The organism is Kitasatospora sp. NPDC051914, assembly GCF_040680995.1.
Classification (GTDB): Bacteria; Actinomycetota; Actinomycetes; order Streptomycetales; family Streptomycetaceae; genus Kitasatospora.
In genome coordinates, this window is the sequence record NZ_JBFAXX010000059.1 from 1 (window position 1) to 25,778 (window position 25,778).

22 protein-coding genes are annotated in these 25,778 nt (G+C 73.9%); 14 read left to right on the forward strand and 8 right to left on the reverse strand.

The window, feature by feature from the left end; translation table 11 throughout:
* A partial coding sequence (locus tag AB0M03_RS30800; protein WP_363497308.1) for a non-reducing end alpha-L-arabinofuranosidase family hydrolase occupies window positions 1-308 on the forward strand: 308 nt, incomplete at its 5' end.
* Window positions 309-569: 261 nt separating this feature from the next.
* On the opposite strand, the gene AB0M03_RS30805 is transcribed toward AB0M03_RS30800, so the two are convergent.
* The 3 genes from AB0M03_RS30805 to AB0M03_RS30815 form a co-directional block, all read right to left on the reverse strand.
* Entirely contained in the window at window positions 570-974 is a 405-nt protein-coding gene (locus AB0M03_RS30805) for a hypothetical protein (RefSeq protein ID WP_363497431.1), read from the reverse strand.
* Between the two features lie 105 nt (window positions 975-1,079).
* Entirely contained in the window at window positions 1,080-1,466 is a 387-nt protein-coding gene (locus tag AB0M03_RS30810) for a roadblock/LC7 domain-containing protein (RefSeq protein WP_363497311.1), read from the reverse strand.
* 118 nt (window positions 1,467-1,584) lie between these two features.
* A complete protein-coding gene (locus AB0M03_RS30815) occupies window positions 1,585-2,523 on the reverse strand; it encodes a MarR family transcriptional regulator (RefSeq protein WP_363497314.1) in 939 nt (312 codons plus the stop codon).
* Between the two features lie 328 nt (window positions 2,524-2,851).
* Between AB0M03_RS30815 and AB0M03_RS30820 the strand changes: the two genes are divergently transcribed.
* On the forward strand, window positions 2,852-4,234 hold the full coding sequence (locus tag AB0M03_RS30820; protein ID WP_363497317.1) for a VWA domain-containing protein: 1,383 nt from the start codon (window positions 2,852-2,854) through the stop codon (window positions 4,232-4,234).
* Window positions 4,235-4,338: 104 nt separating this feature from the next.
* Here the strand turns inward: AB0M03_RS30820 and AB0M03_RS30825 are convergent, their stop codons facing one another.
* From AB0M03_RS30825 to AB0M03_RS30840, 4 genes are all read right to left on the reverse strand, one after another.
* Entirely contained in the window at window positions 4,339-5,265 is a 927-nt protein-coding gene (locus AB0M03_RS30825) for a glycerophosphodiester phosphodiesterase (RefSeq protein ID WP_363497320.1), read from the reverse strand.
* Between the two features lie 138 nt (window positions 5,266-5,403).
* Window positions 5,404-6,249 (reverse strand): hypothetical protein, encoded by an 846-nt coding sequence (locus tag AB0M03_RS30830; RefSeq protein ID WP_363497323.1) that lies wholly within the window; start codon window positions 6,247-6,249, stop codon window positions 5,404-5,406.
* Window positions 6,250-6,486: 237 nt separating this feature from the next.
* A complete protein-coding gene (locus AB0M03_RS30835; RefSeq protein ID WP_363497326.1) occupies window positions 6,487-7,695 on the reverse strand; it encodes a metallophosphoesterase in 1,209 nt (402 codons plus the stop codon).
* Window positions 7,696-7,858: 163 nt separating this feature from the next.
* Complete coding sequence (locus tag AB0M03_RS30840) at window positions 7,859-9,031, reverse strand: LacI family DNA-binding transcriptional regulator (protein ID WP_363497329.1); 1,173 nt, start codon at window positions 9,029-9,031, stop codon at window positions 7,859-7,861.
* 341 nt (window positions 9,032-9,372) lie between these two features.
* Between AB0M03_RS30840 and hisC the strand changes: the two genes are divergently transcribed.
* Entirely contained in the window at window positions 9,373-10,455 is a 1,083-nt protein-coding gene (hisC, locus tag AB0M03_RS30845) for a histidinol-phosphate transaminase (RefSeq protein WP_363497331.1), read from the forward strand.
* Window positions 10,456-10,558: 103 nt separating this feature from the next.
* On the opposite strand, the gene AB0M03_RS30850 is transcribed toward hisC, so the two are convergent.
* Window positions 10,559-10,696 carry a hypothetical protein gene (locus AB0M03_RS30850; RefSeq protein ID WP_363497334.1) on the reverse strand — a complete coding sequence of 46 codons (138 nt, stop codon included), beginning with the start codon at window positions 10,694-10,696 and terminating at the stop codon, window positions 10,559-10,561.
* Between AB0M03_RS30850 and AB0M03_RS30855 the strand changes: the two genes are divergently transcribed.
* From AB0M03_RS30855 to AB0M03_RS30905, 11 genes are all read left to right on the forward strand, one after another.
* Window positions 10,695-12,074, forward strand: a complete 1,380-nt coding sequence (locus AB0M03_RS30855) for a biotin/lipoyl-binding protein (protein ID WP_363497337.1) — start codon at window positions 10,695-10,697, stop codon at window positions 12,072-12,074. The two genes, AB0M03_RS30850 and AB0M03_RS30855, sit on opposite strands and share 2 nt — an antisense overlap.
* Entirely contained in the window at window positions 12,074-12,850 is a 777-nt protein-coding gene (locus AB0M03_RS30860) for an ABC transporter ATP-binding protein (protein WP_363497340.1), read from the forward strand. Before AB0M03_RS30855 ends, AB0M03_RS30860 begins: the two co-directional genes overlap by 1 nt.
* Window positions 12,847-14,049: an ABC transporter permease gene (locus AB0M03_RS30865; RefSeq protein WP_363497343.1), complete on the forward strand. Its 1,203-nt coding sequence runs from the start codon at window positions 12,847-12,849 to the stop codon at window positions 14,047-14,049. The genes AB0M03_RS30860 and AB0M03_RS30865 overlap by 4 nt, the downstream gene beginning before the upstream one ends.
* A 16-nt stretch (window positions 14,050-14,065) precedes the next feature.
* Window positions 14,066-14,719, forward strand: coding sequence for a DUF5666 domain-containing protein (locus AB0M03_RS30870; protein ID WP_363497346.1), 654 nt, complete (start codon window positions 14,066-14,068; stop codon window positions 14,717-14,719).
* A gap of 136 nt (window positions 14,720-14,855) precedes the next feature.
* The gene (locus tag AB0M03_RS30875) at window positions 14,856-15,116 is read left to right on the forward strand and encodes a hypothetical protein (protein WP_363497349.1); all 261 of its coding nucleotides are present in this window, start codon (window positions 14,856-14,858) and stop codon (window positions 15,114-15,116) included.
* Between the two features lie 120 nt (window positions 15,117-15,236).
* Window positions 15,237-15,995, forward strand: a complete 759-nt coding sequence (locus tag AB0M03_RS30880; RefSeq protein WP_363497352.1) for a response regulator transcription factor — start codon at window positions 15,237-15,239, stop codon at window positions 15,993-15,995.
* A gap of 3 nt (window positions 15,996-15,998) precedes the next feature.
* Complete coding sequence (locus AB0M03_RS30885; RefSeq protein ID WP_363497355.1) at window positions 15,999-17,570, forward strand: HAMP domain-containing sensor histidine kinase; 1,572 nt, start codon at window positions 15,999-16,001, stop codon at window positions 17,568-17,570.
* 262 nt (window positions 17,571-17,832) lie between these two features.
* Window positions 17,833-19,374 (forward strand): cytochrome ubiquinol oxidase subunit I, encoded by a 1,542-nt coding sequence (locus AB0M03_RS30890; protein WP_363497358.1) that lies wholly within the window; start codon window positions 17,833-17,835, stop codon window positions 19,372-19,374.
* A 12-nt stretch (window positions 19,375-19,386) separates the two neighbouring features.
* Entirely contained in the window at window positions 19,387-20,394 is a 1,008-nt protein-coding gene (cydB, locus tag AB0M03_RS30895; protein ID WP_363497361.1) for a cytochrome d ubiquinol oxidase subunit II, read from the forward strand.
* Window positions 20,394-23,822 carry a thiol reductant ABC exporter subunit CydD gene (gene cydD, locus AB0M03_RS30900; RefSeq protein WP_363497364.1) on the forward strand — a complete coding sequence of 1,143 codons (3,429 nt, stop codon included), beginning with the start codon at window positions 20,394-20,396 and terminating at the stop codon, window positions 23,820-23,822. Before cydB ends, cydD begins: the two co-directional genes overlap by 1 nt.
* A gap of 292 nt (window positions 23,823-24,114) precedes the next feature.
* Window positions 24,115-25,761 (forward strand): GAF domain-containing protein, encoded by a 1,647-nt coding sequence (locus AB0M03_RS30905; protein ID WP_363497434.1) that lies wholly within the window; start codon window positions 24,115-24,117, stop codon window positions 25,759-25,761.
* Window positions 25,762-25,778: the final 17 nt, after the last annotated feature.

Here is a 25,778-nt window from a genome sequence, read left to right on the forward strand (position 1 = left end):
ACCTCATGATCGTCGAGGCGCAGGGGGCGAACGGGCGCTACTTCCGCTCGTTCACGGCCTCCAGCCTGAACGGCTCCTGGACCCCGCAGGCCGCCAGCGAGAGCAACCCCTTCGCGGGCAAGGCCAACAGCGGTGCCACCTGGACCAACGACATCAGCCACGGCGACCTGGTCCGCAGCAACCCCGACCAGACCATGACCATCGACCCCTGCAACCTGCAGTTCCTCTACCAGGGCAAGTCCCCCACCGCGGGCGGCCCCTACGACCAGCTGCCGTACCGGCCCGGCGTCCTCACCCTGCAGCGCTGACCCGCCCCACCCACGGTGATCGCCACCGGGTGCCGCCTGCCGACACGTAGACGGGAAGTCTGCGGCACGGCCGGCTCCACCCGCTGACCGACACCCAGCGCCCCGAGGGAACCCCAGCCGTGCGTCGGCTGGGGTTCTCCTTCTTCGGACTGAACTTCCTGCCGAACCCCGGCGGCTCCGCCCCCGGCTTCGGCATCGACCCGTGACCGCAGGGGAATGCGAGCGGCTACTGCACCGTGAAGGGCGTCCACGTCACCGCGGTCAGAGCCGACCGGTCTCCTTCAGGACCCGGCGGGACTGGGCGAACAGCATGCCGACGTTCACGGTGTTGCGGCAGACGACGACGGCGACGATCTCGTCCCCGCTGTCGACGCGGAGGAAGAGGTGCGCCAGGTTGTCGCTGTTGACCAGGATCTCCTGGAAGTAGTGGCGGTCGCTGACCACACCGCGCCGTTCCTTGAAGATGCCCTCGATCATCACCACGTTGCGGCCCTGGAACAGGTCGAGGGTGGCGGCGGCCAGCATGTCGAGGACCTCCGGCGGATGGGAGTCGACGGTCTCGACGGACAGCAGCATGCCGGTGGACATGTCGATGACGCCGGCGGCGAGGCACTCGGGCACCTCGGAGCGCAGGCCCTTGACCAGGTTCTGCACCCGGTCGGACATGCTCCCGAATCCCTGCGGTGAGTTCATGGTGCTCCTTCTCTGCGGTGGGGCTGACAACACGGCTGACAACACGTCGGAATGCCGGCAGGACGGGCCGGCGGGGTGTCAGGCCTGGGGTACGGCGGTGAGCAGGCGGTCGATCCGCTCGGCCGCGGCCTGCGACTCGGTGTGCAGGCGGGCGACGTCCAGGCCCGAGTCGCCGAGGACGGTCATCAGGCCCATCCGGCCGACCGGTTGGACGACCACGTAGCCGTGGCTGAACTGAGCCACCGTGCGGTGCAGCAGGCCCTTGCCGGTGGCCTGGCCGGCCCGGCGGGCGAGGCCGAGGGCGGCGGCGGCCAGCGCGGCCAGGCTCTCGGTGTCGAGCCCCTCCTCGGCGTCGGCCGTGATCAGCAGACCGTCCACGGCGGCCAGCGCGAGATCGGTGACACCCGCCACCCGGTCCCGCAGGGTGCGCATTTCGGCGAGCAATTCGCCGTTTCCACTGCTCACATCTCTCCTGTTCTGGAATTCCTTGTTCGGGGCCGCGCGCCGCGTTCCACGGCATGCCGGAACCGCCCGCCGCACCGGGTGCAGAAACGCCGGCGGAAGGCCGGGCGGTCGGGCCCGCTCAGGAACCGGGTGCGCGGTGGTGGCGGCCGGCCGCGGGCCGCCACGACAGGACGTCGTTGATGCCGCTGGCCCCCCGGCGGCGCCTGGGCAGCGGCAGTCGGCCCGCCGGCTGGTGGACCGGAGGCGGGTCCGGCGGGCGGCGGGCCGCCGTCACCCCGGGGCGGCCGCCGGCCACCGGGACCGCGGGACCGGGCGGGACGATCTCGACCAGTCCGTCGGCGAGCAGCCGCGAGAGCTCCACGGTGACCGCGTAGAGGCTGCGGCCGAGCCGGAAGGCGATGTCCCGGGCGCTGCGCCGCCCGTTGGCGCACTGCAGGATCTCCCGCCGCTCGCCGGTGAGCCGGCTGCCCCGGCCGTCGCCGGCAGTGCGGCGGTCGGCCCCCGGGGCGGGGCCGATCCGGTCGTGCAGCGGGGAGAGCGGCGGGCGGAGGGCGGCCAGCGCGCGGAGCCGGCGGTCGGTCTCCTGCAGCAGCCACTCGGGCTCCACGCCCTGGGGTGCGGGCAGCCGGTGGGTGGGCGGGCCGCCGGCCAGGGTGCATCCGTCGACCCGTCCGGCGGCGACCGCGAAGGCACCGTCCAGGGCGGCCATCATGCACATCAGCTGGAGTTCGGTGGCGCCGAGCAGCTGGCGGGCGACCAGTTCGGCGCCCGTCCGGCCGTCGGCCGCGCCGGCGTGGCAGGCGGCCTCCCAGTCGGCGGCGCCGATCCGCCCCGAGCGGAGCAGCAGCGTGGCGACGTCCGGAGCGCCCGGGGAGTCGACCGCGGTGATGATGCCGGAGGCGAGGTGGAACACTCCGCCCGGGTCCCCCAGCACCGTCAGCGTGCCGGACGGCCGCCCGCCCGGGGTGGCGGAGAGCACCGTCGCAAGGCGGCCGGCCGCGTCCGTCCGCACCACGGCGGGCAGTGGCGGGCCGGCGCCCGGACGGAATGCTGTCACGCCCGCGCTCCGCAGCACGGAATGCGACCGGGAATGCGGTCGGAAACGGTCAGGAACGACCGGGCGCTGGCGGCGGGGCGAAATATTCGACCGGTCCCGGCGAATTCAGGCACAACTCTCCCTCGGCGGAGGCCGAATACCGGCGAATTCCCGCCGGTGGCAACTGGCGTTATCCAACCGTCCGGCGCGATCGGTAGTCAAGCCGTTCCACTACGTGATGGACAGCGGTAATTCGGCGTGGTATTCACCGGGAATCGCTCCTGAAATGTCCACGGCAATCGGAGCGGCGGGGCTGCCGATCCGCCGGGCCTGTTGGCAGACTGGCGGGATGACCTCGAGTTCGCTGGGCAAGGGCGCCAACCTGGTCGTCGCGGCGCCGTCGGTGCGGGCGGCCTTCTCCTGGGCACGGTCGCCCGGCGGGCCGGACGTCCGGGTCTGGGCGCTGCTCCTCGGGGCGGACGGCCGGGTGGCCGACGACGGCGTGGTGGGCGGCGGCCGGCCGGCGGACCCGTCAGGGCGGGTGCGGTCGGCCGGGAGCGGCGCCGTCGAGGCCGACCTCGCCCCGCTCCCGGCGCAGATCGAGCGGATTCTGCTCTGCGCCACCGCCGACGGCGGCGCCCTCGGCCGACTCGGCACGCTGGAGCTGGTGCTGACGGATGCCGGGACCGGCGAGGAGGTGGCCCGCTTCCCGATGGCGGCCACCCGGGAGACCGCGATCGTCGGCGGCGAGCTGTACCGCCGGGCCGGCCAGTGGAAGTTCCGTGCGGTGGGCCAGGGATACGCCGACGGGTGGGCCGGCCTGACCGCCGACTACGGCGCCGTCGAGCCGGCACCCGCCGCCACGGACGCGCCGGAGCCCGTACCGACCCCGGTCCCGCCCCCACTCGCGCCGCTCCCGCCCGCACCGGCCGCCGCGCCGGTCCCGCCCCCACCCGAGCCCGGCCGGGCCGCGCCGGAGGACGCGCTGCCGATCGACCTGCGCAAACGGCTCTCGCTGCGCAAGCAGCAGGTCGCGGTCAGCCTGGAGAAGCACGGCGCGGCGGGCGTCAGGGCCCGGGTGGTGCTGGTGCTGGACGCCTCCGGGTCCATGGCCGGGCTCTACCGCCGCGGCACGGTGGCCGGGGTGGTGGAGCGGATGGCCGCGGTGGCCGCCCAGCTCGCGGAGGACGGCCGGATGTCCGCGTGGACCTTCGCCACCCACCCCGCCCGGTTGCCGGACCTGCACCTCGCCGAGCTGGCGGAGTGGATTCCCCGCCATGTGCGGGTCGGCGAGCTGACCCTCTTCGGGCGGCCGAAGAAGCCGCGGCGCGGCCTGCTGCCGGGCCAGGTCGACATGCGCATGGTGGGCATCCAGAACGAGGAGCAGAAGGTCATCGCCGAGGTCCGCGACCACGTGCGGGCCGATCCGACGGCCGAGCCGACCCTGGTGCTGTTCTTCTCCGACGGCGGGGTCTACCGCAACGCGGCGATCGAGCAGGAGCTGCGGGAGGCCGTCGAGGAGCCGGTCTTCTGGCAGTTCGTGGGGCTCGGGCAGGCGGACTACGGCGTGCTGGAGCGGTTCGACACGCTGTCCGGCCGGCGGGTCGACAACGTGGGCTTCTTCGCCGTCGACGACATCGACTCGATCTCCGACCCCGAGCTCTACGACCGGCTGCTGACGGAGTTCCCGTCCTGGCTGGCCGCCGCCCGCCGGGCGGGCATCCTGCGCTGACCGCTGACCGCTGACCGCTGACCGCTGACCGCTGACCACCGGCCGGGCACTCGGCCGCCGGCCCCCGCCGCAGGGCCCGGCGGCGAGGCACGCCCGACGCCCCGTCAGAGCACCGGCGGGCAGTTGGCGTCGGTCCAGGTGCGGGCGGCCGCCGGGACGTCGGTGATCAGGCCGTCGGCGTGCCGGTCGGCCATGGTCCTCCAGGCGGCCTCCCGGTCGAGCGTCCACACGTAGACCTGCCGGCCCGCGGCGTGCTCGCGGGCGATCCGCTCGGGGGTGGCGAGCTGTTCGTCGAGGGCGATGGCGTCCAGCCGCAGCCGGCCGGGGTCGTTGGACAGGAAAGCGCCCTGGAGCAGGACGACGGGCAGCTCCGGGGCGGCTTCGTGGGCGGCCTGCAGGAGCGCGGGGAAGAACGAGTACAGCACCACGTCGGCCCCGCTCGCGGCGGCGGTCCGGGCGATCCGGGCCGCGTCCTGGGGGCTGCGCTGCTCCTTGATCTCCATGAGCAGCCGGGTGGAGGTGCCGGCGAGTTCGTCGAGCAGCTCCTGCAGGGTGGGGACGGGCTGCGCCGGGCCGGGGCCGACGGTGACCCGGAGGGCGGCGATCTGGGCCGCCGTCAGGTCGGAGACCTTGCCGTGCCCGTTGGTGACCCGGTCGACGGTCGCGTCGTGCATCAGCACGGGGACGCCGTCCCGGGTGGTCTGCACGTCGGTCTCCAGCCAGTCCGCGCCGCCGTCGAGGGCGGCCCGGAAAGCGGCCATGGTGTTCTCGGCGGCGGCGCGCGGAGCGCCCCGGTGGCCGACCACGGCGAGCGACGGGCAGCGGAGGCCGACCGGCGGCACGGCGGCGGCGAGCACACCGGCGGCGGTCGCGTCCAGGGCGGGCGGCGGGAAGGCCGCGGGCGGTGCCGCCGGGCGGCCGGCGCCCCGCACACTGCCCGTGTGGAGGCTGTCGGGCAGCACGAAGGCGGTGATCACCAGGGTGGCGGCGACCACCGTCACGGCCCGCACGGTCCGCGGAGAGGTCTTCATGCCGGGGATGATGGGCCGGTGGGCCCGTTCGGTTCTGCGGACCACGAGTGATGTGCGCCGCTCGGAGCAGGATGACACCCCGTCCGGGTGAGCCGCCGGGGCGCCGGTTGACGGAGCGACGGGGGGTGCGGCGGCGCCTCAGGGGGCGACCTCGTCGGGCCCGGTGAAGCCGGGCGGGGTGTAACCGGGCCCGGTGAACTCGGCCGTCCGGGGCTCCCGCCCCTCGGGGTCGGTGAGCCCTTCCACCCCGGGGCTGCTGAACCCCGCGCTGCTGTACCCGGGCCGGCTGTATCCGGGGCTGAGCAGGTCCGGGGGCACCGGCCGCCCGGCGGGTTGCGGCGAGAGCGCCGGGTCGGAGCCCAGGTTGTCGTGCAGGTAGGGGAGCAGGGCCCGTTCGAGCAGGGCGGTGTGCCAGGCCCGGCGGGCCTCGGCGACGTCGGCGGCGAGGTTCGGGTCCTGTCCGGCGGGCCCGGCGGAGCCGTCCCGCAGGGCGGTGAGCAGCAGGCCGACGATGCCGACGGCCATCGCGGCGGTGCCCACCGCGATGGCCGCCCAGCCTGCGGTGACCACGCTGCGGCCGAGCGGCAGGGCGGGCCGGACGGCGCGCAGCAGGTAGCCGATGGCCAGCAGCAGGGCGGCCGCGGCCCAGGAGAGGACGGGGGCGAGCACGGTGAGCACCGGGAAGAGTCCGGCCCCTTCGTCGGAGCGCAGCCGTCCGGAGAGCTCGCCGCCGAGGCCGGTGCCCTCGGCGGCGGGGGCGTGTCTGAGGTCGTCGCGCAGGCCGATGTAGTGGCGGTACTCCGGTGCGGCGGCCGAGGCCACCGCACCGGCGTTGAGCATGGCCTTGGTGCGCAGCTGCTCGGTGTTGAGGTGGGGTTCGGGCGCGCTCAGTGCTTCGAGGATGGTTCCGTCGCGCAGTGCTTCGTCGAGGATGCGCTCGTAGTCCGGGCGGTCCTCGGCGAGCAGGTGCGGGGCGTCGGTCATGGGGACCCCGTTCCGCTGATTCACGGAGGTGGACTGGTGCGGCGCGGCGGCCCGGTGGCGGGCGGGCGGCTGCGCGGTGCCTCGATGGTAGGGGTGACCACTGAGACTCAGACAGTCGCTTTCCGGATTTTCAGTGCTTCCGACGGCAGTCAGGTGCTCGGGCGGCGGCCGTTCAGCCCGTGTTCCGACGTTCCGTGGACCTGTCCTGACGCAGAGTCAGGACAGGTCCTGCGGAGTTCAGTTCACCGGCAGTCGGGCGATCAGCAGCCGGCCGTCCATGGTGACGCCGCCGTCCATCGCGATGGCCAGCTCGTCGGCGTAGATGTACGGGCCGGGGACGTGCGGCGGGGCGCTGTCGTCGGCGTGCACCGCGCCGGTGAGGTACGGGATCGGGCTGTGGCCGTGCACCACGCGGTAGCCGCCGTAGGCGGCGAGCAGCTCGTGGACGGCGGTCGGGCCGTTCTCGCCGCGGAAGGCGAAGCGCTTGGTGAAGCGGCGGAAGCAGTCCCACCACTCGTCGACGCCCTCGTCGGCCAGCAGGTCGTGGACGGCGTCGTTGACCTCGGCGATCGAGTCGCCGTACTCCAGGTACGCGGTGGTGTCGGAGTGCAGCAGCAGGTGGCCGTCCTCCAGCGCCATGGCGGGCAGCCGGGAGAGCCAGCTGATGTGGTGCGACTCCAGCCGCTCCAGGTCGTGCTGCTGGCCGCCGTTGAGGCGCCAGGCGGCGAGGAAGGAGGCGGTGCCGGCGGTGGACTGCACGGGCTCGTCGCCGTAGCGGGCGGCGCCGAGGAAGAGCAGTTCGTGATTGCCCATCAGGGCGCGGCAGTAGCCGCCGGCCGCGGCGGCCTCCGCGGCGAGCTGCATGACCAGCTCGATCACGCCGATGCCGTCCGGGCCGCGGTCGGTGAAGTCGCCGAGGAACCAGACCCGGGAACGGCCTGCGGCCCAGTGGCCCTCGGAGTCGATCAGGGAGGCCTGCCGCAGCGCGGCGAGCAGCTCGTCGAGGTAGCCGTGCACGTCGCCGATCACGTACAGCGGGCCGGGGGCCTCGCCGGGCTCGGGCTGCGGGTACGGGAAGTTGACCGGCTGCTCGGTCAGCGGAGGCCCGAGCTCGATCGTCGGCGGGTCCTCGCGGGGCACGGCGGGCGCCTGCGCCTGCTCCTGGGCGGCCGCGGGGTCGTGCCCGGCGGCGTGCAGGGTGCCGAGCTGCACGGTGGCGTCGTGGCCGGCCGGGGCGTGCGGATCCGCCGGGTGCCCCGGGGCGTGCCAGTGCTGCTCGAGGTAGTGGGCGCCGCCGTAGCCGCTGTACGTCTCGTCGTATCCGTAGCCCGCCGGCGGCTCGGCGGGCTCGTAGTAGGTGCCGTACGGGAGCACGTCGAGGTCCTGGTGGTGGCGGGGGCCTGAGTGGGGCTGCTCAGGCCCGGGGAAGCGGTCCTCGGGTGTCATTCGACCATCATAGGAAGACCACTCTCCCGCCGTCCTCACCTGGTGGGCATCCAATCATTCGGTGCGTCACGGGCGCGGGCGCTGTCCGGACCTCCGGGGCGTCCCCGTACTCCGGTCGTGGGCCGCGCCCCGGGGTGCCGCCCAAGTGCCTTGGGCGGCACCCCTACACCTTGCCCGGGGTGCGGGGCGGGCTGACCGTCCTGCGGGGGCTGCGCCGCTGGGAGGAGGCCCGGACGATCAGCTCGGTGGGCATCAGGGTGCCGGGCGGCGGGCCCGTCCCCGCGGTGCGGAAGCGCGGCGGGAAGAGCCGCGCGCCCTCGCCGCGCCCGCCGGCGGCCGCGCCGGTGCCGGAGTCGACTCCCTCGATGGCGTCGATCAGCAGGTTGACCACGGTGGTGCCGATCTTGCGCGGTTTGAGCGAGAGGGTGGTGATCGGCGGCTCGGTGCCGGCGTACACGTCGCTCTCGCTGCAGCACACCAGCAGCAGGTCGTCGGGGACCCGCAGGCCGTAGCGGCGGGCGGCGGCGAGCAGGTCGGTGCCGTTCGGGTCGAACAGCCCGTACACCGCGTCCGGGCGGTCCGGGCGGGCGAGCAGCCGGTCGGCGGCGACGGCGCCGGCGGCCGGGTCGTGCGCGGGATAGGCCTCGTAGACCGGCTCCTGGCCGACCCGGTGGCACCAGCCGAGGTAGGCCTCGGTGGAGAGCCGGGTGTAGGTGTCGGTGCTGGTGCCGGTGAGCAGGCCGATCCGGCGGGCGCCGGCCTCGGAGAGGTGCTCCAGGATGTCGAGGACGGCGGCCTCGTGGTCGTTGTCGACCCAGGCGGTGACCGGGCAGTTGCCCGGCTTGCCGTCGCTGACCACCGGCACGCCGGAGCGGTAGAGCTCGGTGACCAGCGGGTCCTGGTCGGGCGGGTCGATGACCACCGTGCCGTCCAGGGCGATGTTGCTCCAGACGTCGTGCCGGGAGGAGGCCGGGAGGACGACCAGCGCGAACCCGCGGCCGAGTGCCGCGCTGGTGGCCGCCCGCGCCATCTCGGCGAAGTAGGCGAACTCGGTGAAGGTGAACGGCTCCTCGCCGTAGGTGGTGACCGTGAGGCCGATCAGGCCGGAGCGGCCGGTGCGCAAGGTGCGGGCGGCCGCGGAGGGCCGGTAGCCCAGGCGCTCGGCGACCTCGCGCACCCTGCTTCTGGTCTCGTCGGGCAGGCGGCCCTTCCCGTTGAGGGCGTCCGAGACCGTGGTGATCGACACTCCGGCGGCCGCCGCCACGTCCCGGATGCCGGCCCGCTCCAGGCGCCGCGAGGTGGACCGCCGACCGCTCTGGTTGGCTGCTGCTGTCATGGCGAACCGATCGTATGGCGCATGACAGCGGGCTGTGACCGGGGCCGGCCACCGGTCTGAAGATACGTTTCTCCAAGAGTCGGGACGGATAGCACCCTTCGATACTTGCGCCGATCCGGGCCTCTTACCTCTGACATGTGCCGTCGGAACGCGGCAGAATGGCTGATCTGCACCCGTAACCCGATCGGGCATCTCACCCGCACGGGTGAGCCCGGCCGGTATCGTGCGGGGCACCCGACCGGGGTGGCGCGGGTGTGTGGCGAGGGGCGGCGCGGGATCGGCGAACCCGGCGTGCGCGGCCGGCACGTGTGCGCCCGAGAGAGCACAGAAGGAGAACGACCGTGAGCGGTACCGCAGCGCAGGGGCCCCGGCTGAGGCCGACCCTGGACGGCATCCCCATCTACAAGCCGGGCAAGCCGGCCGGTGCCGACGCGTACAAGCTGTCCTCCAACGAGAACCCGTACCCGCCGCTGCCCGGCGTGCTGGAGGCGGTCACCGCCGCCGCGGGCTCGTTCAACCGCTACCCGGACATGGCCGTCACCGGCCTCACCGAGGAGCTCGCCGCGCGGTTCGGCGTCCCCGCCGAGCACGTCGCGACCGGCACCGGCTCGGTCAGCGTCGCCCAGTCCCTGGTGCTCGCCACGGCCGGCCCCGGCGACGAGGTGATCTTCGCCTGGCGCTCCTTCGAGGCCTACCCGATCATCACCCAGGTGGCCGGCGCCACCCCCGTGCCCGTCCCGCTCACCGCGGACGAGGAGCACGACCTCGACGCCATGCTGGCCGCGGTCACCGACCGCACCCGGCTGATCTTCGTCTGCAACCCGAACAACCCCACCGGCGCCGTGATCCACCGCGCCGAGCTGGAGCGTTTCCTCGACGCCGTCCCGGGCCACGTCCTGGTCGTCGTCGACGAGGCGTACATCGAGTTCATCCGGGACGCCGAGGTGCCCAACGGCATCGACCTCTACCGCGACCGGCCGAACGTCTGCGTGCTGCGCACCTTCTCCAAGGCGTACGGCCTGGCGGGCCTGCGGGTCGGCTTCGCGATCGCCCACGAGCCGGTCGCCACCGCGCTGCGCAAGACCGCCGTGCCGTTCGGCGTCAGCCAGCTCGCCCAGGACGCGGCCGTCGCCTCGCTGCGCGCCGAGGAGGCGCTGCTGGAGCGGGTCGAGTCGCTGGTGGCCGAGCGCACCCGGGTGCTGGCCGCGCTGCGTGCCCAGGGCTGGACGGCCGTCGTCGAGTCGCAGGCCAACTTCGTCTGGCTGCGGCTCGGCGAGCGCACGGTGGACTTCGCCGCGGCCTGCGCCGCCGCCGGGGTCGTGGTGCGGCCGTTCCCGGGCGAGGGCGTCCGCGTGTCGATCGGCGAGACCGCCGGCAACGACATCTTCCTGGCGACCGCCGAGGCCTTCCGCAAGGAGCTCTGAGCCGTCCGCCCGCAGGGGCCCGTCGCCGGTCACGGCGGCGGGCCCCTGCCCGTGCCGGTTCAGAAAGCGGCGGACAAACGCCGGGAACTCGCTGGGAGGCGGATCAACGCTTCATCCCCGGCAGGTAGAGGGATCCGCCCGACAGGCATGCTTTGCCGCGATTGTCCGGATCGGAGGGCTCAGCAGGCTCCCAGGACGACGCCAGGAAGCGGAAAGAGCGCGGCGCGAAGCTGTCCGCCATGAAGGTGCTCCCGCGACGGCGTGGTGCCGTCCTCGTCAACTCCGCGCTCGGTGTGGCCCTGGTGGGCGGGGCCGCGCTCGCGTACACCACCGTGGACTCCGGGACCGGCTCCGCAGCGAGCGGTACCCGCGTCCGCACCGCCACCGTGGCCAAGGGCACGGTCCTGGCCACCGTGTCCGGCTCCGGCACGCTCTCCTCGCCCTCCGACACCGGGCAGGACTTCGTCACCGGCGGCAAGCTCACCTCGGTCAAGGTCGCCGTCGGCGACACCGTGACCAAGGGCCAGGTGCTGGCCACGGTCGACACCACCGCCGCCCAGCAGGACGTGGACGCCGCCGAGTCCGCGCTGTCCACCGCCAAGGCCAATCTCACCAAGGCCAAGGCCGGTGAGACCGTCACCGCCACGTCCGGCGGCTCCGGCGGATCGACCGCCGGCACCACCGGCGGCCGCAGTGGCAGCAGCGCCCAGCAGACGCCGACCACCACGACCACCACCAAGGTGGACGCCGCCCAGGTCGCCCAGGCCCAGCAGCAGGTGGACTCCGCCGAGACGGCCCTCACCAACGCCGAGGCGGCCCTCGACGGCACCACCCTCAAGGCCACCGCGGACGGCACCGTCGCCTCGGTGGCCGGCAGGGTCGGCGACACCGTGAGCGGCACGGGCAGCTCCTCCGGCAGCGGCGCCTCGGGCACCGGCAGCAAGAGCACCAGCGGCACGGGCACGGGCAGCAGCACGTCCTCCTCCACCATCCCCAGCGGCTTCGTGGTGCTGACCAACCCGAGCGGCATGCAGGTGACCGCCGACTTCTCCGAGCTCGACTCGCTCAAGCTCAAGAAGGGCGAGTCCGCCACCGTCACCCTGAACGCGCAGTCCGACACCAAGCTGAACGCCACGGTGCTGTCCGTCAGCTCGCTGCCCAGCTCCTCCGGCGGCAACGGCAGCAGCGCCGTCCAGTACGGCGCGGTGCTGCAGATCACCAGCGACACCAGCAAGCTGCGCACCGGCCTGAGCGCGACCATCTCGGTGGTCGTCGGCGAGGCCGACGACGCGCTCTCGGTGCCCACCGCCGCACTGGCCGGCACCGGTAGCTCCCGCACCGCCACCCTCGTCCACGAGGACGGCTCCACCGAGCGGGTGTCGGTCACCGTCGGCATCGAGGGCGACACCACCGTCCAGGTGGTCGAGGGCCTCACCGAGGGTGACAAGGTCGAGCTGACCTCCACCACCGCCGCCACCGGCAACGGCTTCCCGAACGGCGCCTTCCCGGGCACGGGCGGGGCGGCCGGCGGCCTCGGTGCCGCGGGCGGAGCAGGCGGCCTCGGCGGCGGAGGTGCCCGCACCACCGGCGGCACCCGTACCGGCGGCGGCACCCGCTGATGGCCGCCACCAAGCCCCCGGTGATCCGGATCAGCCGGGTCACCAAGTCCTACGGCCAGGGCGACTCCGCCGTGCACGCGCTGCGCGGCCCGTCGGCACCGGGCACCGGCGAGCCGCTGGGCGTCAGCCTCGACATCGAGGAGGGCGACTACGTCGCGGTGATGGGCAGCTCGGGCTCCGGCAAGTCCACCCTGATGAACATCCTCGGCTGCCTGGACGTCCCGACCTCCGGCCGCTACCTGCTCGACGGCACCGACGTCGGCCACCTCGACGAGGGCCGGCTCTCGCTGGTGCGCAACCGCAAGATCGGCTTCGTCTTCCAGTCGTTCAACCTGGTGCCCCGCACCACCGCCCTGGCCCAGGTCGAGCTGCCGCTCGCCTACGCCGGGGTGCGGTCCGCCGAACGGCGCCGCCGGGCCCTGGCCGCGCTGGAGCTGGTCGGCCTCGCCGACCGCGCCGGGCACAAGCCCAACGAGCTCTCCGGCGGCCAGCAGCAGCGCGTCGCGGTCGCCCGCGCCCTGGTCACCGCGCCCGCCATGCTGCTGGCCGACGAGCCGACCGGCAACCTCGACTCCCGTTCCACCGCCGAGGTGCTGGCGATCATCGACCGGCTCAACGCCTCCGGCCGCACCGTCGTGGTGATCACCCACGAGGACGAGGTCGCCCTGCACGCCAAGCGGGTGCTCAGGCTGGTCGACGGCGCGATCGTGGACGACGTCCGCCGCGCGCCGGTGGACGGCCCGCCGCCCGCCCTCGCCGCGGAGGTGCCCGTATGATCCTCTGGCAGATGATCCGCTTCGCGGTCGGCGGCCTGGTCGCCAACAAGGTCCGCTCCGCGCTCACCATGCTCGGCGTGCTCATCGGCGTCGCCTCGGTGATCCTGCTGCTCGCCGTCGGCAACGGCTCGTCGGAGGCGGTGAAGGCGTCCATCACCTCGCTCGGCACCAACGCGCTGACCGTCTCCTCCAACGCCGGCCGCGGGTCCGCCACGGCCGCCAAGGCGCTCACCGTGGCCGACGCCAAGGCGCTCGCCACCGACGCCGACGCCAAGTCGATCAAGTGGGTGGCACCGGTCGTCACCACCACCGGCACCGCGCTGTACGGGAACATCTCGTACCAGCCGGGTTCGATCGTCGGCACCTACCCGGCGTACTTCGAGACCGCCAACCAGAAGGTCAGGGACGGCGACTACTTCTCCAACGACGACGTCCTCAACTCCCGCAAGGTGGCGGTGATCGGCTCCACCACCGCCAAGCAGCTCTTCGACACCGAGGAGCCGGTCGGCAAGCGGATCACCATCGGCGGCACCCCGTTCACCGTGGTCGGCGTGCTCACCGCCAAGGGATCCACCGGCTTCAACGACCCGGACGACGTGGTGATCGCCCCGCTGCCCACCGTGCAGAACGCCTTCACCGGCTTCGGCTCGGTCAACCAGATCATGGTCCAGGCCGCCTCCGCCGAGGCCACCACCGAGGCGCAGAGCGACATCACCCGGATCCTGATGGGCACCCACGCCATCACCGACGCGACCAAGGCGGACTTCCGGATCAGCAGCCAGACCTCGCTGCTCACCGCCCGGGAGTCCACCACCAAGACGTTCACCGTGCTGCTCGGCGCGGTGGCGGCGATCTCGCTGCTGGTCGGCGGCATCGGCATCACCAACATCATGCTGGTCACCGTCACCGAGCGGACGAGGGAGATCGGCATCCGCAAGGCGCTCGGCGCCCCGCGCGGGGTCATCCTCGGCCAGTTCCTCACCGAGTCCACCCTGCTCTCGGTGACCGGCGCCGGCCTCGGCGTCGCCGCCGGCCTGATCGGCTCGCACTTCACGATCGTCGGCATCGAGCCGGTGGTCATCCCGGAGTCCGTCCTCGGCGCCTTCGGCATCGCCGTCGCCATCGGACTGTTCTTCGGCAGCTACCCCGCCAGCCGGGCCGCCTCGCTGCGCCCGATCGAAGCCCTCCGCCACGAGTGACCCAGGAGCATCCGACATGACCAGCGAGAACGAGCCCGGCCGCCCCCTCGGCCCGGTCGAGGCGACCGAGCTGCTCTCCACCGCGCCCGACGCCCGCGACATCGCCGCGGAGCTCGCCGCCCCGCCCCGGCCCCGCCTGCCCTGGCCCACCCTGGTGCTGGCCGGTGCGGTGATCGCCACCCTGTCCTTCGCGGGCGGGGTGTGGTTCCAGAAGGGCGACGGGGCCGGTGGCGGCCAGGTCGCCTCCGGCCGCCAGGGCGCCGGCGGTCCGGGCGGCTTCGGGGGCTACGGCGGCTTCGGCGGGGCCGGCGGCTACGGCGGCCGGGCCGGGAACGGGAACGCGGCGGCGGGCGGCGCCCTGCCCGGCGGCGGGCAGAACGCCGGCTTCACCCGCGGCACCGTCGCCTCGGTGGACGGGACGACCGTCTACCTGACCGACGCCTCCGGCAACACCGTCAAGGTCACCACCGGGGACTCCACCAAGGTCACCCTCAACAAGGACGGCAAGGTCGGCGACCTGCAGCCCGGACAGACCGTCACCGTGCTCGGCCGGAAGGGGTCGGACGGCTCCTACACGGCCACCCAGCTCACCGAGGGCGCCGCCGCGGGCGCCTTCGGCGGTGCCCGCGGCACCGGCGCCGCTGCGGCCGGCGGCACCGGGAGCCGCTGACCCCCCGAACCCGGGCGGGGCCGGACCGGTGGTCCGACCCCGCCCGTCTCCTTGACCTTCTCCTTCCCGGCAGGTCCGACGCGGCATCACCTGGGCTGCCGAGGTTCGACATGCACGGAGAATTCGGGGGGAAGCCGTGTCGGGGAACAAGCCTGCCCGCAGCGGATCGACCGCGCTGGGCCGGATACTGACGATCGGCCTGAACGTCGTGGCGCCGATCCTCACCTACGACCAGCTCGTCGAGCACGGCCACAGCGAGGTGACGGCCCTGCTGCTCTCCGGCCTGTGGCCGATCGCCGACGTGGTGGTCTACCGCCGTTCTGGCGGTGTGGACGGTGCTCTACGCCAAGCGGCCCGGGCCCGCGGAGCCGCGGCGACGACGGCGGCCGCCGGGTAGCCTGGGACGCCGCCTACGATGACGGGGCCGACAATCATCCAACTTTCATCAACCCCGCATAGCCTTCCCGGGCTATCGTCCGATGAGAAGATTTCGTGAGGACCGGGAGGCGCAGGGCACGTGTCAGGGACAGCACAGACCGTAGGCGGGGCGGCCGCTCCCGGTGAGGCGTTCCTCCTCGTCGTCGACGACGAGCCGAACATCCGCGAACTGCTCTCCGCCAGCCTGCGCTTCTCCGGGTTCCGGGTCGCGTCGGCGGCGACCGGCGAGGAGGCCCTCGCCGCCGTCGCCGCCGAGCGGCCCGACCTCGTCGTCCTCGACGTGATGCTGCCCGACCTCGACGGCTTCACCGTGGTCGAGCGGCTGCGCGACCAGACCCAGTGGCCGACGGCGGGCGAGCACGTCCCCGTCCTGCTGCTCACCGCCCGCGACGGCACCGGCGACAAGGTGCAGGGCCTCGCCCTCGGCGCCGACGACTACGTCACCAAGCCGTTCAGCCTGGAGGAGCTCATCGCCCGCATCCGGGCCATCCTCCGCCGGGCCGGCGGCCCCGCCGAGGACGGCCGGCTGATCGTCGCCGACCTCACCCTCGACCCGGTCGCCCACGAGGTCACCCGCGGCGGCCGGACGGTCTCGCTCTCCCCCACCGAGTTCAAGCTGCTGCACTACCTGATGGCCAACGTCGGCCGGGTGGTCTCCAAGGCGCAGATCCTCGACCACGTGTGGGCGTACGACTTCGGCGGCGACCTCTCCATCGTCGAGTCCTACATCTCCTACCTGCGCCGCAAGCTCGACTCCGGCGGCGCCGTGCACGGCCCCAAGCTGATCCACACCGTCCGCGGCATCGGCTACGCGCTGCGCCGGCCCCAGCAGGTCTGACCCGTGCTGGCCCGGCTCTCCCTGCGCGTCCGGCTGCTCGTGCTGGCCCTGCTGCTGGTCGCGACCGGCCTGGTGGTGAGCGACACCCTGGTGATCGGCACCGTCCAGAACCAGCTGGTCGAGCGCACCGACCAGCAGCTGCGGCGCTTCGGCGAGCCGCTCGCCCGCCGCGTCCCCGGCCGGGTGCAGCAGACCCCGGGCCAGGGCACCGGCCAGCGGGCCGGCGCGGGTCAGCAGGGCGACAGCGCGGGCCAGGGCGCCGGGGCCGGTGCGGGCCGCCGGATCAACCAGTTCCTGCCCAGCCAGTACGTCGTCCAGTACCTCGGTGCGGACGGCGCGGTGGAGACGGTGCTGCGCCAGCCGGTCAGCGACTCCGACGGCGCCCCCTCCCTCACCGGCCTCACCGGCCGAAGACTGGCGGAGAGCCGGCTCACCGCCTTCGACGTCCCGGCCGAGCACGGCGGCGGCGAATGGCGGGTGCTGGTGCTGCCGGTCGACCCGTCCGCCGCCGTCGGTATGCCGGGCGCCGGCCCGAGTGCCGCCCCGGGCACGGCCGCCCAGCCCTCCCAGGCCCAACCGCTGCCCGCCTACGTGCTGGTGGCGGTCTCGCTGGACGACGTCCGGGGCACCGTCCAGCGGCTGCGCACCGCGTTCCTGGCGATCGGCGGCGCCGTCCTGCTGCTGATCGCCGTGCTCGGACTGTTCGCCGTCCGGGCCGGGCTGAGCCCGCTGCGCCGGATCGAGGAGGGCGCCGCCCGGATCGCCTCCGGCGAGCTCTCCCACCGGATGCCCGAACTCGCCCCCGGCACCGAGGTCGGCCGGCTGTCCGCGGCGCTCAACGGGATGCTCGCGCAGATCGAGGCGGCCTTCGCGGCCCGCGCCGAGTCCGAGGCCCGGATGCGCCGCTTCGTCGCCGACGCCTCGCACGAGCTGCGCACCCCGCTGGCCGGCATCCGCGGCTTCGCCGAACTGCACCGGATGGGGGCGCTGCCGGACACCGACCGGGCGATGGACCGGATCGAGGCGGAGGCCGTCCGGATGGGGGGCCTGGTCGAGGACCTGCTGATGCTGGCCCGGCTGGACGAGGAGCGCCCGCTCGACCTCGCCCCGATGGACCTGCGCACCCTCGCCGCGGACGCACTGCACGACCTGACCGCCCTCGATCCGGGACGCCCCGTCTCGCTCACCGGACCGGACGGCTCCGGCGCCCCGCAGGCCGCGCCCGTCCTCGGCGACGAGTCGCGGCTGCGCCAGGTCGTCACCAACCTGGTCGGCAATGCGGTCAAGCACACCCCGCCGGGCACCGCGGTGCGGATCGGCGTCGGATCGGTGGACGGCCGCTGCCTGCTGGAGGTGGCCGACCGGGGCCCGGGGATGACGGGCGATCAGGCCTCCCTCGTCTTCGAGCGGTTCTACCGGGTGGACGCCTCGCGCAGCCGCCGGGAGGGCGGGGGAGCGGGCCTCGGCCTGGCCATCGCCTCCGCGCTGGTGGGCGCGCACGGCGGCACGCTGACGCTGGACACCGCGCCCGGCGCGGGCGCCGCGTTCAGGGTGCTGCTGCCCCGCCAGCTCTGACCCGCCGGCCCGCTGCCCGACCCTGTCAAGTGCCGGGACGTCGAACCGGTCCTCCCGGCTGCCGGTTGTGAGGCCTCCGGATTCCGTCGGATCATCCGATGGACGCAAAACCACACCCCGCCGCATCTCCCGATGTAGGGGTGGTGCATACTTCGCTTGTGAACGTGTTCACGTTCACAAGCGGACAAGCTTGGCATGCTTCGACGCGGATGCGTGCTAGACACCCGATTGTCCGGTAAGGGCATATTGTCAGGAGAGCGCTGTGGACCTAGCAGTCGCCCACGAGACCGTGGCGAGATGGCAGTTCGGCATCACCACCGTCTACCACTTCCTCTTCGTCCCGCTGACGATCAGCCTGGCCGCCACCGTCGCCGGCCTGGAGACCGCCTGGGTCCGCACCGGCAAGGAGAAGTACTTCCACGCCACCAAGTTCTGGGGCAAGCTCTTCCTGATCAACATCGCGATGGGCGTGGTCACCGGCATCGTCCAGGAGTTCCAGTTCGGCATGAACTGGTCCGACTACTCGCGCTTCGTCGGCGACGTCTTCGGCGCACCGCTCGCCATGGAGGCGCTGATCGCCTTCTTCTTCGAGTCCACCTTCATCGGCCTGTGGATCTTCGGCTGGGACCGGCTGCCGAAGAAGATCCACTGCGCCTGCATCTGGATGGTGGCGATCGGCACCGCGCTCTCGGCGTACTTCATCCTCGCCGCCAACTCCTGGATGCAGCACCCGGTCGGCTACCGGATCGACCCGGCCACCGGCAAGGCCCAGCTCACCGACATCGCCCGGGTCCTGTTCCAGAACACCACCCTCGTCCAGGTCTTCCACACCCTGACCGCCGCCTTCCTCACCGGCGCCGCCTTCGTGGTCGGCATCGCCTCGTACCACCTGTGGAAGGCCAAGCGGGGCAAGGTGGAGGACCGGAGGAAGACCGCCGCGATGCGCACCTCGCTGCGGGTCGGCCTGGTGATGGCCGTGGTCGCGGGCCTCGGCACCGCCGTCAGCGGCGACACCCTGGCCAAGGTCATGTTCGAGCAGCAGCCGATGAAGATGGCCGCCGCAGAGGCGCTCTGGGACACCCAGGCGCCCGCCCCCTTCTCGATCTTCGCGGTCGGCGACGTCTCCCAGGGCCGCAACTCGGTCGAGCTGGAGGTCCCCGGACTGCTGTCCTTCCTCGCCCACAGCGACTTCTCCACCGCCGTCCCCGGCATCAACGACACCGCGGAGGCCGAGGCCGCCAAGTACGGCGGGCAGCCCGAGGACTACATCCCCAGCATCTTCGTCACCTACTGGGGCTTCCGCCTCATGATCGGCTTCGGCATGACCTCCTTCGTCGCCGCGCTGATCGGCCTCTGGACGACCCGGCGGAAGTTCTGGATCGCCGAGGAGTACCGCACCGGCGACGACGAACCGCCCCGCCTGATGCTGACCAAGCACCGCGAGATGAACACCTTCTTCACCCGGTGGAGCTGGCGGATCGGCATCCTCACCATGGGCTTCCCGCTGATCGCCAACAGCTTCGGCTGGATCTTCACCGAGATGGGCCGCCAGCCCTGGGTGGTCTTCGGCCTGATGAAGACGGCCAACGCCTCCTCCCCCAGCGTCGGCGTCGGCCTGCAGACCGCCTCGCTGATCACCCTGACGGCGCTCTACGCGATCCTCGCCGTCGTCGAGGTCGGACTGCTCGTCAAGTACGCCAAGCCGGGCCCGGACACCTCCGAGCAGCCACCCGCGAAGGACCCGGTCCTGCGCGGACCGTCCGACGGCGACGACGCCGACAAGCCCCTCGCCTTCGCCTACTGAGGGACGGAAACCATGCACCTCCACGACCTCTGGTTCATCCTCATCGCCGTCCTGTGGACGGGCTACTTCTTCCTCGAGGGCTTCGACTTCGGCGTCGGCATCCTCACCCGCACCCTCGCCCGCAACACCACCGAGCGGCGCGTCCTCATCAACACCATCGGCCCGGTCTGGGACGGCAACGAGGTCTGGCTGCTCACCGCGGGCGGCGCCACCTTCGCCGCCTTCCCCGATTGGTACGCCACCCTCTTCAGCGGCTTCTACATCCCGCTGCTGGTCATCCTGGTCTGCCTGATCGTCCGCGGCGTGGCCTTCGAGTACCGGGCCAAGCGCACCGAGGAGCGCTGGCAGCGCAACTGGGAGCAGGCCATCTTCTGGACCTCCCTGATCCCCGCCTTCCTGTGGGGCGTCGCCTTCGCCAACATCGTGCACGGCGTCGACATCGACGCGCAGAAGAACTACGCCGGCACCTTCTGGGACCTGCTGAACCCGTACGCGATCCTCGGCGGGCTCACCACCCTGGTGCTCTTCACCTTCCACGGCGCCGTGTTCGCCGCCCTCAAGACCGTCGGCGAGATCCGCGAACGCGCCCGCGCCCAGGCCCTGCAGTTCGGCATCGCCACCGCCGTCCTCGCCGCCGCGTTCCTGATCTGGACCCAGGCCGACTCCGGCGACGCCCGGAGCCTCGCCGCCCTGGTGGTCGCCGTCCTCGCCCTGGCCGGCGCCCTGGCCGCCAATCAGCTCGGACGGGAGGGATGGGCGTTCGCCCTCTCCGGCACCGCCGTGGCCGCCGCCACCGCCATGCTCTTCCTCGCCCTCTTCCCCGACGTCATGCCCTCCACCCTGAACCCGGCGTTCAGCCTCACCGTCGACAACGCCGCCTCCTCGCCGTACACCCTCAAGGTGATGACGGTCGTCGCCGTGGTCTTCACCCCGCTCGTGCTGCTCTACCAGGGCTGGACGTACTGGGTGTTCCGCCGCCGGATCGGCGTCCAGCACATCCCCGCGGCAGTGCAGCACTGATGAAGCCCGTCGACCCCCGCCTGCTGCGGTACGCCGCCGCCACCCGCGCCTTCCTCGTCTGCTCCGTCCTGCTCGGCGGGGCGGGCGCGGTCCTGGTCGTCGTCCAGGCCGGACTGATCGCCGAGATCGTCGTCCGCGCCTTCCAGCAGCACCGGTACGACCTCACCGGACCGCTGCTCGCCCTGGCCGCCACCGCGGCCGGGCGGGCGGCGGTCGCCTGGCTCACCGAACTCACCGCCCACCGCTCGGTCGCCCGGGTCAAGTCCACCCTCCGCGGACGGCTGCTCGACCACGCCACCGCCCTCGGCCCCGAGTACCTCGCAGGCCGCCGCACCGGCGAACTCGCAGCCCTCGCGACCCGCGGCATCGACGCCCTCGACGACTACTTCGCCCGCTACCTCCCGCAGCTCGCCCTCGCCGTCGTCGTCCCCGCCGTCGTGCTGGCCCGCATCCTCGGCGCCGACTGGGTCTCCGCCGCGATCATCGCCGTCACCCTGCCGCTGATCCCGCTGTTCATGGTGCTCATCGGCCTCGCCACCCAGGCCCGGATGGACCGGCAGTGGCAGCACCTCGCCCGGCTCTCCCACCACTTCCTGGACGTGGTCGCGGGCCTGCCCACCCTCAAGGTCTTCGGCCGGGCCAAGGCCCAGGCACGCACCATCGCCAGGATCACCGACGACCACCGCCGCGCCACCCTGCGCACCCTGCGGATCGCCTTCGTCTCCTCCTTCGCCCTGGAACTCCTCTCCACCCTCTCGGTCGCCCTGGTCGCCGTCTCCATCGGCTTCCGGCTCGTCGACGGCAGCCTCGACCTGGAGACCGGGCTCCTCGTCCTCGTCCTCGCCCCCGAGGTCCACCTGCCGATCCGCCAGGTCGGCGCGCTCTACCACTCCAGTGCCGAGGGGCTCACCGCCGCCGGACAGGTCTTCGACGTCCTGGAGACCCCGCTGCCCGCCGCCGGCACCCGGCCCGTCCCGCCGCTCGCCGACGCGCAGATCGAGCTCGACGGCGTCACCGTCACCCGCCCCGGCCGCAGCGCCCCCGCCCTCGACGGCGCCACCCTCACCCTGCAGCCCGGCACCACCACCGCCCTCACCGGCCCCAGCGGCGCCGGCAAGTCCACCCTGCTCGCCGTCCTGCTCGGCCTGGTCGGCCCCGACGCCGGCACCGTCCGGATCGGCGGCCACGACCTCGCCGACCTCGACCCGGCGGCCTGGCGGCAGCAGATCGCCTGGGTGCCCCAGCACCCCCACCTGTTCGCCGGCACCGTCGCCGACAACGTCCGGCTCGCCCGGCCAGCGGCCACCGACGACGAGGTCCGCGCCGCCCTCGCCGCCGCCCACGCCCTCGACTTCGCCGACCCGGACGCACTCCTCGGCGAGGGCGGCAGCGGCCTGTCCGCCGGACAGCGCCAGCGCCTCGCCCTCGCCCGCGCCCTGCTCACCGACCGGCCCCTGCTGCTGCTCGACGAGCCCACCGCCAACCTCGACCCCGCCAGCGAGGCCGCCGTCGTCGACGCCGTCCGCGCCCTGCACGGCACCCGGACGGTCCTGCTGGTCGCCCACCGGCCGGCCCTCCTCGACACCGCCGACCGCATCCACCACCTGCCCGGCCCCGCCGCCGACACCCCCGCCGCACCCCTGCCCGAGGCCCCCGCCCGGCCCGGCACCCGCGTCCGGCCCGCCGCCGACGACGACGAGGCCGAGCACCGGCCGCCGACCCGGCCCCGGCTGGCCACCGCCGTCCTGCTCGGCACCCTCGCCCTCGGCTGCGCCGTCGCCCTGCTCGGCACCTCCGGCTGGCTGATCTCCCGCGCCTCCCAGATGCCGCCGGTGCTCCACCTGATGGTCGCCGTGACAGCCGTCCGCGCCTTCGGCATCGGCCGCTCCGTCTTCCGCTACGCCGAACGCCTGGTCTCCCACGACGCCGTCCTCAAGGCCCTCGCCGGGGTGCGCGTCGCCGTCTACCGCCGCCTCGAACGGCTCGCCCCCGCCGGCCTCCCCGCCTACCGCCGCGGCGACCTGCTCGCCCGGCTCGTCGCCGACGTCGACGCCGTTCAGGACCACCACCTGCGCTGGCGGCTGCCCGCCGCGGTCGCCGTCCTCGTCTCGGCGGGCTCCGCCGCCGCCCTCGGCCTGCTGCTCCCCGCCGCCGGCGCCGTCCTCGCCGCCGGACTGCTGCTGGCCGGCGCCGCCGTCCCCGCCCTCGCCGCCCTGATCTCCGGCCGCGCCGAACGCCGGCAGGCCGCAGCCCGCGGCGCGCTCACCGCCTCCGTGGTCGACACCCTCACCGGCACCGCCGAACTCACCGTCGCCGGCGCCCTCCCCGGCCGGCTCGCCGCCGTCCGCCGCGCCGACGCCGACCTCACCGGCCTCGCCGCCCGCTCCGCTGCCGGCGCCGCCCTCGGCGCCGGGCTGACCGCCCTCGTCACCGGCCTCACCGTCGTCCTCTCCGCCGCCGCCGGCGTGCACGGCGTCGCCACCGGCGCCCTCCCCGGCGTCTGCCTCGCCGTCGTCGTCCTCACCCCGCTCGCCGCCTTCGAGGCCGTCGCCGGGATGCCCACCGCCGTCCGCTTCCGCGAGCGCAGCCGCACCGCCCGGGCCCGCCTCGACGAGGTACTCGCCGCCCCCGAACCCGTCACCGAACCCGCCGATCCCCGACCGCTGCCCGCCGACCCGCTGCCGGTCACCGTCCGCGGCCTCACCGCCCGCTGGCCCGGACAGCGGACCGACGCCCTGCACGGCATCGACCTCGACCTCACCCCCGGCCGCCGGATCGCCGTCGTCGGCCCCTCCGGCTCCGGCAAGACCACCCTCGCCCACGCCCTGCTGCGGTTCCTCGACCAGAGCGCCGGCAGCATCACCCTCGGCCCCGACGCCGTCGACACCCGCACCCTCACCGGCGAGGACGTCCGCCGGGTCGTCGGGCTCTGCGCCCAGGACGCCCACGTCTTCGACAGCTCCCTGCGGGAGAACCTCCGGCTCGCCCGGCCCGACGCCGACGAGGCCGCCCTCCGGGACGCACTGGCCGCCGCCCGCCTGCTCCCCTGGGTCGACACCCTCCCCGAGGGGCTCGACACCATGGTCGGCGAACACGGCGCCCGCCTCTCCGGCGGCCAGCGGCAGCGGCTCGCCCTCGCCCGCGCCCTGCTCGCCGACTTCCCCGTCCTGATCCTCGACGAGCCCGCCGAACACCTCGACCTGCCCACCGCCGACGCCCTCACCGCCGACCTCCTCGCCGCCACCGCGGGCCGCACCACCCTCCTCATCACCCACCGCCTCGCCGGCCTCGACGACACCACCGTCGACGAGGTCCTCGTCCTCGACCGCGGCCGCATCGCCGAACGCGGCCGCTGGTCCGACCTCACCACCCGCCCCGACACCCGCCTCGCCGCCCTCCTCCACCGAGAACTCGCCCTCCAGCCCTGACGGGCAGCGAGCCGGCCAGGGGGAGGGGCTCACCCACAGGGGCGCGGAACTGCGCAATTCGGATGAGGGTCACTGCACGGATCCGAGGCCGGCCCGTGTCCGTACGGGTATCCGTTCCCGGGCTGCGCAGGTCGCCGCGCCCCTGGTGGTGAGCCCTGAGGGCGCTCCCCTGCGGAGCTACGCTCGGGACATGGAGCCGCATCGCGTTCCCGAGATCGCCTCCCTCGGCCTGGAGACCCTGGTCAGCGAGGTGTCCGAGCGGCTGCAGTCGGCCGCTGCGGTCACCGACCGGATGCAGCGGCTGCTGGAGGCGGTGGTCTCCGTCGGCGTGGGCCTGGACCTCCACGCGACCCTGCAGCGGATCACCGCCGGGGCCGCGGAGCTGGTCGATGCCGAGTACGCCGCCCTCGGCGTGATCTCCCCGCAGGGCACGGGCCTCTCCGACTTCATCCATGTCGGCATCGACGACCGCACGGCCGAGAGGATCGGCGCCCTCCCGTCCGGCCGGGGCATCCTCGGTGCCCTGATCGACCGCCCGGAGGCGCTGCGGCTGGCCGATCTGAGCCAGGACCCGCGTTCCGTGGGCTTCCCGCTGCACCATCCGCGGATGACGTCCTTCCTGGGGGTGCCGATCCGGGTCCGCGGCGAGGTGTTCGGCAACCTGTACCTGACCGAGAAGCAGGGCGGCGGCGGCTTCACCCCGGAGGACGAGCAGGTGGTGCAGGCGCTGGCCACGGCCGCCGGGGTGGCGATCGAGAACGCCCGGCTGTACGAGGCGGGCCGGCGGCGGGAGCGGTGGATCGCGGGTGCGGCGGCGGTCACGACCGCGCTGCTCTCCACGGACGAGGCCGAGGTCGCCCTGACGGTGGCCGCCGAGCAGGTCCGGGACCTGGCGGCCGGTGCGCTGGGGATGATCCTGCTGCCGACGGGCGACGGTCGGCTGCGGGTGGCGCACGCCTCGGGCGAGGCCGCCGAGTTCGTCCGCGGGGAGCTGATGCCGGAGGGCGGGTTCGCGGGGAGGCTGCTGGCGGGGGAGAGCGTCTACTTCGACGACATGTCCACCGATCCGGACGTGGTGATCCGGCTGGCCCGCCGGTTCGGCCCGTCGATGGCGGTGCCGATGGTGTCGGCGGGCCGGGTGCTGGGCGGTCTGGTGGTGTGGCGCAACCGGGGGGCGGCGCCGTTCACCGAGGGCGAGAAGCAGCTCGCGCAGACCTTCGCCTCGCAGTCGGCGCTGGCGCTGCGGCTCGCGGAGGGCCAGCGGGACCAGCAGCGCCTGGCGGTCTTCCAGGACCGCGACCGGATCGCCCGGGACCTGCACGACCTGGTGATCCAGCGGCTGTTCGCGACCGGGATGATGCTGGAGGGCGCGGCCCGGCGGGCGGTCGTCCCGGAGGTGCGGACGGGCATCGGCAAGGCCGTGGACGAGCTGGACGCGACGATCCAGGAGGTCCGCACCACGATCTACGCCCTGCAGCACGACACCGGGGACGAGCCGGACACCCTGCGCACCCGGGTGCTGCGGGAGGCGAGCCAGGCCGGGGCGGCGCTCGGCTTCAAGCCGTCGGTGTGCTTCACCGGCCCGGTGGAGAGCCTGGTCGGGGAGGGGACGGGCCGCCAGTTGCTGGCCGCACTGCGGGAGATGCTCTCCAACACGGCGCGGCACGCCCGGGCGTCGCGGGTGGCGGTGGAGGTGGACGCCACCGTCCACCTGGACGCGGAGGGCCGGCCGCTCGACGCGGACCCGCCGGCGCTGGAGAGCAGCCGGCCGGGTGTCCTGCTGACCGTCACGGACGACGGCGTGGGCATCCCGGAGGGCGGTCGCCGCAGCGGGCTGCGCAACCTGACCCGGCGGGCCGAGGCGCTCGGCGGGGACGCCTGGCACGAGGCGGGCCCGCGCGGCCGCGGCACCCGGGTCCGCTGGACGGCCCGGCTGTGAGCTCCCGCCCGCGGGTC

What these genes read in the sequence shown, in the direction of transcription:
- AB0M03_RS30830 (WP_363497323.1), bottom strand. Translation starts at nt 6,249, where the DNA reads ATGACCGACGCCCCGCACCTGCTCGCCGAGGACCGCCCGGACTACGAG.
- AB0M03_RS30855 (WP_363497337.1), top strand. Translation starts at nt 10,695, where the DNA reads ATGAAGGTGCTCCCGCGACGGCGTGGTGCCGTCCTCGTCAACTCCGCG.
- AB0M03_RS30860 (WP_363497340.1), top strand. Translation starts at nt 12,074, where the DNA reads ATGGCCGCCACCAAGCCCCCGGTGATCCGGATCAGCCGGGTCACCAAG.
- AB0M03_RS30850 (WP_363497334.1), bottom strand. Translation starts at nt 10,696, where the DNA reads ATGGCGGACAGCTTCGCGCCGCGCTCTTTCCGCTTCCTGGCGTCGTCC.
- AB0M03_RS30840 (WP_363497329.1), bottom strand. Translation starts at nt 9,031, where the DNA reads ATGACAGCAGCAGCCAACCAGAGCGGTCGGCGGTCCACCTCGCGGCGC.
- AB0M03_RS30820 (WP_363497317.1), top strand. Translation starts at nt 2,852, where the DNA reads ATGACCTCGAGTTCGCTGGGCAAGGGCGCCAACCTGGTCGTCGCGGCG.
- cydD (WP_363497364.1), top strand. Translation starts at nt 20,394, where the DNA reads ATGAAGCCCGTCGACCCCCGCCTGCTGCGGTACGCCGCCGCCACCCGC.
- AB0M03_RS30835 (WP_363497326.1), bottom strand. Translation starts at nt 7,695, where the DNA reads ATGACACCCGAGGACCGCTTCCCCGGGCCTGAGCAGCCCCACTCAGGC.
- AB0M03_RS30805 (WP_363497431.1), bottom strand. Translation starts at nt 974, where the DNA reads ATGTCCGACCGGGTGCAGAACCTGGTCAAGGGCCTGCGCTCCGAGGTG.
- AB0M03_RS30825 (WP_363497320.1), bottom strand. Translation starts at nt 5,265, where the DNA reads ATGAAGACCTCTCCGCGGACCGTGCGGGCCGTGACGGTGGTCGCCGCC.
- AB0M03_RS30905 (WP_363497434.1), top strand. Translation starts at nt 24,115, where the DNA reads ATGCAGCGGCTGCTGGAGGCGGTGGTCTCCGTCGGCGTGGGCCTGGAC.
- AB0M03_RS30870 (WP_363497346.1), top strand. Translation starts at nt 14,066, where the DNA reads ATGACCAGCGAGAACGAGCCCGGCCGCCCCCTCGGCCCGGTCGAGGCG.
- cydB (WP_363497361.1), top strand. Translation starts at nt 19,387, where the DNA reads ATGCACCTCCACGACCTCTGGTTCATCCTCATCGCCGTCCTGTGGACG.
- AB0M03_RS30865 (WP_363497343.1), top strand. Translation starts at nt 12,847, where the DNA reads ATGATCCTCTGGCAGATGATCCGCTTCGCGGTCGGCGGCCTGGTCGCC.